Raw genomic sequence first — 8511 nt, 5'->3', positions numbered from 1 at the left:
ATCCTGGATATCCTGATTCTGACAAAAAATCTCTCAATCATCATCAAAAAATCCCAATAAAAATCCTGAAAATCCTCAAATCCTGGATATCCTGATTCTGACAAAAAAATCTCTCAATCATCATCAAAAAATCCCAATAAAAATCCTGAAAATCCTCAAATCCTGGATATCCTGATTCTGACAAAAAAATCTCTCAATCATCATCAAAAAATCCCAATAAAAATCCTGAAAATCCTCAAATCCTGGATATCCTGATTCTGACAAAAAAATCTCTCAATCATCATCAAAAAATCCCAATAAAAATCCTGAAAATCCTCAAATCCTGGATATCCTGATTCTGACAAAAAATCTCTCAATCATCATCAAAAAATCCCAATAAAAATCCTGTAAATCCTTAAATCCTGGATATCCTGATTCTGACAAAAAAATCTCTCAATCATCATCAAAAAATCCCAATAAAAATCCTGAAAATCCTCATTTACTCAATCGGAAACCCAGGAATAATTTGATCAATATCTTCCATAATACGTAAAGTTTCAGTTAACACAACCACGATTTTTTGATAATGGATAATTTCCTCATTTGATAATTTGCGTTTAGCATTTTTTCTGTCCTTTAACCATTTATCTAAAACTTGATATCCACCAATTTTAAATTCCCAAATATGTTGAGGAATATCTGTAAAATAATTCTGTTTATTAATATATACCCTTTGTAATTCTGAATTATAGGTGACTTCAGTAATTTGATGATCTCCTATTTCCTGATATGTTGTAATTAAATTATTCAGAATATCAGATTTCATTAAATGTAAATTAACTAATGCTTCTCCTTTAGTTACTAAAGCAGTAAATAAACTTTGATTACTGGTTAAAGGAAGACGGGGAAAATCTATTTTGAGAAATTCAGCGTATCTACTGCGATAAGTAGGACTATGAAAAATAGCGTAAGCATAGTAAAATATTTGTTCTGGTGTGGGTGTGTTACCGAGTTTATTTTTAATTGCTTCTAAAAATTGAGTAGATAAATTAGGAGTTTTTTCTACAAAAAGATTTGTTTGATCATTATCTGTATTTGGGTATGTATACAGGAGAAATAAATAATTAGTTTCTCTAGTTTTATTAGAAATAGCGCAACATTCTATAATTTGATCAGAAACACTCACTAAACTCCATTCTCCAGATTGAGACTGTTGACGACATAAAATCAAACCAATATTATTTAATTTATTTACATTTTGCATGATTTCATTTCTAGTTAACTCTACGACATCCTGATGATGATAGTAAAACCTTGTATCAAAGGGACGATAGAAACAAGTAGTAAAATAATTCATCCAATCTAGATTACTAGATAATAATTTTCTTTTGATACTAATTTTCCAATCACGAGTATCTCGCAGATCATAAATATTAACTAATTTATCATCTGTTATATCTAAATTTCTAAAATCTTCTATTCTTTTACGTAATTGTTGTAAATCAAAATCTATAACAAAATGATCTCTATGAGTCTTAACACCTGTTGAATTTACAGGAAAAATATCTGTAACATTCCAACCTTGATTATATTCTGTAGCTAAATCAAAATTTTTCGGTGCAAAAAAGTAATTAGGTGCAGTAGGTTTCACCTCGATCCAATTAACATTATCTAAACTTGTAGACTCTAAAAAATTATATTTTTCCTCCCGACATCCCCACAAATCATAATAAAAAACCTGCGCTAACTCCTTCACCCCATCTCTAGATTTATAAGCAGTAGAAAAATAATCAGGTGCGCTTTTTTCCCTGACAGCAATTAAAATCGCTACCCCTTGCTGAATATCAAAAACATTTTCATCAACACCCCCATCGGGTGAGGTTTCTTTTAATAAAGAATTACCATGTAAATCCATTATATATAAAGTATCAAAATATTTCAATAACTCCTCTCTCATTCCTCGATGAATCAAACCATTAATATAGGAATGATTAGTAATAAAACCGATAATTCCATAACCTTGAGGAGTTTTTTGAATTTGATATTGTGCAAACCGAATAAATTTAATATAATCATCATCTAAAGGTTGAATATTTTTCTCACCTTCTAATCTCACCCTACCTTTATATAATTCTAGAAGTTCCCCAATATGGGTTAATTCTGTAATTGTTTTTCCAGCTTTACCATTTTTCAAAACTTTATTCCACACTAAACCCGTATATTCCACATCTGCTAAATATTTCTCATCTTGATTTAAAATTCTCTTGCGTTTACTCGCATTTTGTGAACTCACGGAATAAGGAGGATTACCCAATACTACCATAATGGGAATTTCTGTTTTCACATTTGCAGCTTGACTAGATTCTTCCGCGATAATTTGGGTAATACCAGGAATTAAATCACCTTGTTTTATCCCTTCTTCCAAAGCATTAGTTAAATAGATTTTTAACCTTTCATCTGGTGCAAACTCATATTTAAAATCTGCTAATAATAAACCTAATTTTAAATGTGCTATTGTATAAGCAGTCATTAATAATTCAAATCCAAATAAACGATTTAAAACTTCTGCATCTTTTAACCACAGATTCCATCTATCAACACCATATTTAGCAACATTATCACGCATTTGTTTAATGACTGCATATAAAAATGTCCCTGTTCCCGTTGCAGGATCAAGAATTGTTACTCGTCTATTACCTAACCCGTATTCTAAATCAAAAATATTTCTATCAGTTAAAATATCATTAACTGCACGCACAATAAAATTAACTACAGGTTCAGGAGTATAATAAACACCGCGACTTTTTCTTAAAGATGCTTGATAAGCTGCTAAAAATGTTTCATAAAAATGCAAAACCGGATCTTCTGTTCGCGTTTCTCGACCAAAATTTTCTAAAATATTGGTCATATCTATTGTGTTAAATAATTCTATTAAATTTTCAATTGATTTGTGAATTTTACTAACACTATTAGCACCATTAGCATTAATTACTATATCGAAAAACCCTTTTAAAAAAGGTATTCTTTCAGTAATATAAATACTAGCATTGGTGCGGTTAAAAACAAAATCTCCTGGGTTTTGTGCATGATTATTTGCATGATTTATTTTTGCAGTAAATAAACCATAAGCGATAGTTTGGGCGTACATATCCGCAAAATTAGCGTTATCTATATCTAAAAGTAGTAACTTCTTAAAAGTTTCTTTTAATTCTTTTAATTCGTCTGTAGTTGTTTCAATAATCAAAGATGATTCAATAGCATTTCTGATAGTTTTAGTATAAGTTGCCATTGCTTTAGCCAAATCATAATAGTTATTAATATCTTTAGCTTTTTGATTAATAAATGCTTGTAATAATTCCGTAATCGGTTGTAAATCATCAACCAAAGAAATTTCATTGTCTTTGATATTAGCTAATTTAGCTATTTTTTCACATTCACCATCTACATACCAACGAAAATCAAGATAATTTGTTAATATAAAATTATAACCAATATTAGATTCCAAATAACGTTTAATTTGTTCAGATTTATCTAACTTACTAATATCAACATTAACATCCTTAGCCTCAATATATCCCACAACCCGATCATTTTTTCTAATAGTCAGGTCAGGAATACCAGCTTGATTACCTTTTTCTTCCACTATAACATTAACACCAATAATCAAACCCTCTATCAGACGTTCCAAACTAGAGTAATGACTACGTTCACCACCATGTTTAATCTTGTCTTGTAAATCTTGAATGTAATTATTAAAATCTGACATAAGTCTCTAAAAACCTCTTACCTTTGTGTACTTTGCGTCCTTTGCGGTTCAATCAAATTAAGCCTGGGATAATTTTCCATTGTTAGATAAAAATCAAATGACACATTTGGCTTATTACCATCTTATAGAATTTCTATAGTCAACCTAATTAATTACTTAATGGGGGAGGAAAACGAATATCTGTGTTAAATTGGTTAATCCTAGAACTTTGATAAATTGGTAAAACACATTCTAAATTTTCATGGGGACGAGGAATAATATGATGGGAAAGTATCTCACCACCATTCACTTTTAAAACTGATTCTAATCCTTCTGTGACTGCCATTTTCACTTCAGCCACATCACCACGAATTAAAATTGTAATTCTGCCTAAATCGGTATTTTCATAACCTACAAATGTGATTCTAGCTGCTTTACACATTGCGTCTGCTGCTTCCACTGCTGCGGGAACACCATATACTTCTATCATGCCTAATGCTAATGTCAATGTTGTTTTCCTCCTATTGTTAGCTCAAATTTTGTTAGCTCAAATTGGCGTAAACCATTAATAAAACCTCAATTCCCAAAGAATTTTCACACTGTCACCTGTCACCTGTTCCCTGTCACCTGTTCCCTGTCACCTACTATAGTTATCTGGAATACCTACAGGTGATAAACCAGCGATCGCTCTTAAATTTTGACACCTAATTAATTCATTAAAATCTAAACCAGAACGCCCTTCAATTTTTGCTACTGTTTCAATGGCAGTTAACAAATGTTGGGCTGCTTCTGCTTCTGAATAACCCCGTCTTTGGGCGATAAAAACGGCTGTTGTATCGGCTTTTAATTGTGATGCTTGGGATTGATTGATGCGCCAGATTCGCACCCCAGCTAAAGCACTTAATCCCCCAGCTATAATTACACCTATCACATCAGACTGAGCAGCTTCCACTACTCCACCCAATAACCCTGCTAAAAACACTCCTTGATAAATGTCTGGTTGTATCCACTTCACCCCTGTTAACCAACTTACCTGATGTAACAGTAGTAAATCTCGCTGTGGTTTTGTCAAGCGTCGCCACAAATCAAAATTAATATATATTGGTCTATCCTGACTCCAGGGTAAGGGAAAAGCGGCATCTATGACTTGACTTTGTTCTGGTTTACTGACAATTTTAGTCATCATCCGCCCAGAAGCGGGCATGACATCTAACAAACGGCGAATTTCAATATTTGGCTCTATCATTTTCATTATTAGAGATAATATTATTATGTATATTAATTTACTACTAAAACTTTACTGAAAATATTTATATGGACGCTTTTGCTCCCACACCACCAGAATGGACAAATCAAGCAGTTCACGCTTATGAATTTTGCTGTCCCAAATGTCACTCTAGCAGTAGAGAAGCGGTACAAGTTTGGTTAAATCGGCGATCGCCTGTGACAACACCAGAAAATCGTCGCAAATGGCAAGAATTTTACCTGTGTCATTGTGGTTGTGCTTGGTGGGCTTGGAGTAGCGATCGCAAAGCTCCCAACTAATATCAATCACGTCTGTACGGACGTTTGCGAAGTATGCTGGAAGCATCAGCATTGGGCAATCAATGATCAATTTTTGTCTAAGGTTAAGCTGTTGTGCATTTAATTTGTATAAGTGGAACAGGCATCTTGCCTGTTAAACAAGAGTTCAGAATATTAGGATTATACAATTTAGCTGTGTAACAGCTTATTTTCCTGTAAGAGGATGTTTGAAAAGTTTTTAATGTATAAATAAACCCCTCTCCAAACCTCTCCCCGACGCGGGGAGAGGCTTTGAAACCCCCATTCCCTTGTAGGGAAGGGGGGAAGGGGGGTTAGGTTTCTAGAGATTATCGGTTTCATCTAATACTTTTCAAACAACCTCTAAGGGCGAAGCATTCGGACGATAAATTATCAATTTTTATCACAGGCTATTTTCCGAATGCTTCGCCCCTACTTCGCCCCTACTGACTTCTTCTACATAAGCTTTCACTTGCAAATCAATACCAGTAATTGCAGTACCAACTACAACTGCATCAGCACCTACTAAATTCAATGCTTTTTTTGCTTCTTTGGGGGAAGAAATACCACCTTCACAAATAACAAAGGTATCTAATTTTTCTACTATCTGTGTGAGAAGTTCCCAACCAGGAGGGGCAAAATTTTTAGTTTCCGCAGTGTACCCAAAAAGAGTAGTACCAACAATATCAGCACCTGCGTCAACAGCTAATTTTGCAGAAGTAAATGTATCCACATCTGCCATGACTGGTTTACCTAATTCTTGATGAATGCGGGTAATAATATCAATTAATTTTTCATCACCTGGACGATATCTAGTAGTGGCATCTATAGCAATAATATCAGCACCAGCTTCAGCCACTGCTACAGCATGATGAAACTGGGGGGTAATATATACATCAGAACCTGCTATTACTTGTTTCCAAAGTCCAATAATTGGTACATTGACTTTTTCCCGCACAGCTTTAATATGATTGGGTGTGTCAATTCTCACGGCTACAGCACCATTATTCACTGCGGCTTGTGCCATTGCGCCAATAATATAAGGATCATGTAATGGTGAGTCTACAGGTGCTTGACAGGAAACTATTAATCCTTTTTCTAAATTAATCATGTTTGATGTTGAGGTAATTGGTAATTGGTAATTGGTAATTGGTAATTGGAGTTTTTTGAATTACAAATTATCAATTATCAATTATCAATTATCAATTATCAATTATTTTAATTGTTTTGGTATCCAAACAGTAAAAATTGAACCCATACCTACAGTTGATTCTACTTCAATTCGACCCCGATGAAGTTCTACCAGTTGTTTAGTTAAAGCTAAACCAACTCCTGTACCTTCATAGCGACGACGATAGGGAGTATCAAGTTGTTGAAATTTCTCAAACAGTAATGGTAATTTTTCTTCTGGTATACCAATTCCAGTATCTTCTACTTGAAATACAGCGGTATTTTCTTCTACCCATAGACGTAACGTGACATTACCACCTTCTGGGGTGAACTTAATAGCATTAGTTAATAAATTCCAAAGAATTTGTTCTATTCTTCCAGAATCAGCTTGAAAAATATCACTGGTAGAATTAATTTGTAAATCAAGTTTCAGGGTAACTTTTTCACTGGTTGCTTTTTCTAATAAAGAGTCTAATATCTTTTCTGCTGACTTCACTAAAGAAAATTCAGCAATATTTAATACTGTTTTCCCCGCCTCAATCTGTGATAAATCGAGGATATCATTAATCATTTCTAATAAGTGTTCTCCGCTGTCATGGATAGTTTGTAAATAATCCCGTTGTCGTTGACTTAACTCACCCAAAGGCCAGCGCAATAATGTAGAAGACATCCCAATAACATAAGTTAAAGGAGTTAATAATTCATGGCTGATAGTAGCGAGAAATTCACTTCTGAGACGACTGGCTGCTTCTGCTGCTAAAAGTGCTTCTCGCAGTGCCATTGTCCGTTCAATTACTCGTTGTTCTAAAGTTTGTTTTTCTTGAGTCAAAGTGCGTGTAGCTTCTCGCAAAGAACCCATTAATTCAGATTGATGAATAGCTATAGCTAACTGTTCTGCAACTGATGACAACAAGCTTTTTTCACTTTCACTCCAATTACGAGGAGTATGACATTGATGAGCAATTAATAAACCCCAAAGTTTATCTTCAAAAATAATCGGGGCTGCCAACTTTGCCCTAATTTTATTCTTCCTTAAAAAATTCAATAAACAATCTTCTAGGGAATAGGTTTTTTCTACATCATCTACTGCTAAAGTAAAACCTTGGTGATATTTTTCCCAAGATCCAGAATTTCGATTCAGACAGTTTTCTTCTTGCAAATTCAAAACAGAGGTAATCGAATCTTGTCCTAGAGATTCATATACTACACAACCCCCATACTGTTGACGGTCTTGTTCTGTAAGTTTAGAGTTGACTACAGTAGGTGCTAAATATTGACAGTTAAGAGATGTGTTTTGCGTATTAGCTGGAGATGATAAAAATTTATAGATGACTAATCTATCTAATTCCAAAAACTCACGTACTTGAGTAATTGCCGTGTCCATAATTACAGGCAAATCTAGACTTTTACGGATTTGCGTTGTTACCTTATTTAACAGCCGTTCTTGGGCAATTTGTTTTGTGAGAGCATCTTCTACAGGTTTACAACTAAAACCTTCCGTGAGAATGGAAATAGTAGATGTTTGTGAGTCCTTGTTAACAAGTGGGAGGAGATATTCCAATAACAATAGGGTAAATTTACTTTGCAGCGTTGCATCATTAGGAGCAAGAACTTGTTGATATTGTGTGATGTTTTTGTAAGTGTAAGAATGAGACTCAAATAAATTTCTTAAATTAGATACAAAAGCAGCGATCGCTTGGGAATTAAATGTCAAACTAGCATTTAAGCAATTTAAGGTAACATCTTCCTTGTGTGCTACCCTACTTCCCTCTTCCCCTGCCTCTATGTTGCCTAACAACAGCGCACTAAATCGCTCAGAAACTACAAGGGTAAATCGTTGTTGTTGCCACTCAACAGGAATGAGAATCCGCGCCAGCACAGCTTCTGTAAGTACCAAAGCAGCACTGCCTATTGCTTGAGCCATCTGGTGCAACAACTCGCCAAGCCGATTAAATATACTTAAAGGCAAGGTTCGAGAAAAGCTCAAATCGGGAGAACTAAGCATTTTCAAAATTCTAATGAGATGGGCGGAATACCTAAGTAGGGTAATGGGGAATGGGTAATGGGTAATGGGG

At 34.3% G+C, this 8511-nt stretch carries 6 protein-coding genes; 1 reads left to right on the top strand and 5 read right to left on the bottom strand.

What is annotated here, in order from left to right:
• Positions 1–478 precede the first annotated feature (478 nt).
• The 3 genes from H6F45_RS14375 to H6F45_RS14365 all read right to left on the bottom strand — a co-directional run bounded on the left by H6F45_RS14375 (position 479) and on the right by H6F45_RS14365 (position 4967).
• Positions 479–3745: a type ISP restriction/modification enzyme gene (locus H6F45_RS14375; RefSeq protein ID WP_190347500.1), complete on the bottom strand. Its 3267-nt coding sequence runs from the start codon at positions 3743–3745 to the stop codon at positions 479–481.
• Between the two features lie 148 nt (positions 3746–3893).
• A complete protein-coding gene (locus H6F45_RS14370; protein WP_137666218.1) occupies positions 3894–4232 on the bottom strand; it encodes a carbon dioxide-concentrating mechanism protein CcmK in 339 nt (112 codons plus the stop codon).
• A gap of 129 nt (positions 4233–4361) precedes the next feature.
• A complete protein-coding gene (locus H6F45_RS14365; RefSeq protein ID WP_137666247.1) occupies positions 4362–4967 on the bottom strand; it encodes a DUF3318 domain-containing protein in 606 nt (201 codons plus the stop codon).
• Between the two features lie 71 nt (positions 4968–5038).
• Between H6F45_RS14365 and H6F45_RS14360 the strand changes: the two genes are divergently transcribed.
• On the top strand, positions 5039–5269 hold the full coding sequence (locus H6F45_RS14360; protein ID WP_096572155.1) for a hypothetical protein: 231 nt from the start codon (positions 5039–5041) through the stop codon (positions 5267–5269).
• A 400-nt stretch (positions 5270–5669) separates the two neighbouring features.
• On the opposite strand, the gene H6F45_RS14355 is transcribed toward H6F45_RS14360, so the two are convergent.
• Positions 5670–6377 carry an N-acetylmannosamine-6-phosphate 2-epimerase gene (locus H6F45_RS14355; RefSeq protein ID WP_190347499.1) on the bottom strand — a complete coding sequence of 236 codons (708 nt, stop codon included), beginning with the start codon at positions 6375–6377 and terminating at the stop codon, positions 5670–5672.
• Positions 6378–6479: 102 nt separating this feature from the next.
• Positions 6480–8441, bottom strand: a complete 1962-nt coding sequence (locus H6F45_RS14350; RefSeq protein ID WP_190347498.1) for a GAF domain-containing sensor histidine kinase — start codon at positions 8439–8441, stop codon at positions 6480–6482.
• Positions 8442–8511 lie beyond the last annotated feature (70 nt).

Source organism: Sphaerospermopsis sp. FACHB-1194, from assembly GCF_014696235.1.
Taxonomy (GTDB): Bacteria; Cyanobacteriota; Cyanobacteriia; order Cyanobacteriales; family Nostocaceae; genus Sphaerospermopsis; species Sphaerospermopsis kisseleviana.
Note: the sequence above shows the minus strand (reverse complement) of the source record. Positions and strands in the feature narration are given on the sequence as shown.

Bases quoted from the DNA above. Each gene is read 5' to 3' on its own strand.
- H6F45_RS14350 (WP_190347498.1), bottom strand. From the start codon at position 8,441: ATGCTTAGTTCTCCCGATTTGAGCTTTTCTCGAACCTTGCCTTTAAGT.
- H6F45_RS14375 (WP_190347500.1), bottom strand. From the start codon at position 3,745: ATGTCAGATTTTAATAATTACATTCAAGATTTACAAGACAAGATTAAA.
- H6F45_RS14355 (WP_190347499.1), bottom strand. From the start codon at position 6,377: ATGATTAATTTAGAAAAAGGATTAATAGTTTCCTGTCAAGCACCTGTA.
- H6F45_RS14360 (WP_096572155.1), top strand. From the start codon at position 5,039: ATGGACGCTTTTGCTCCCACACCACCAGAATGGACAAATCAAGCAGTT.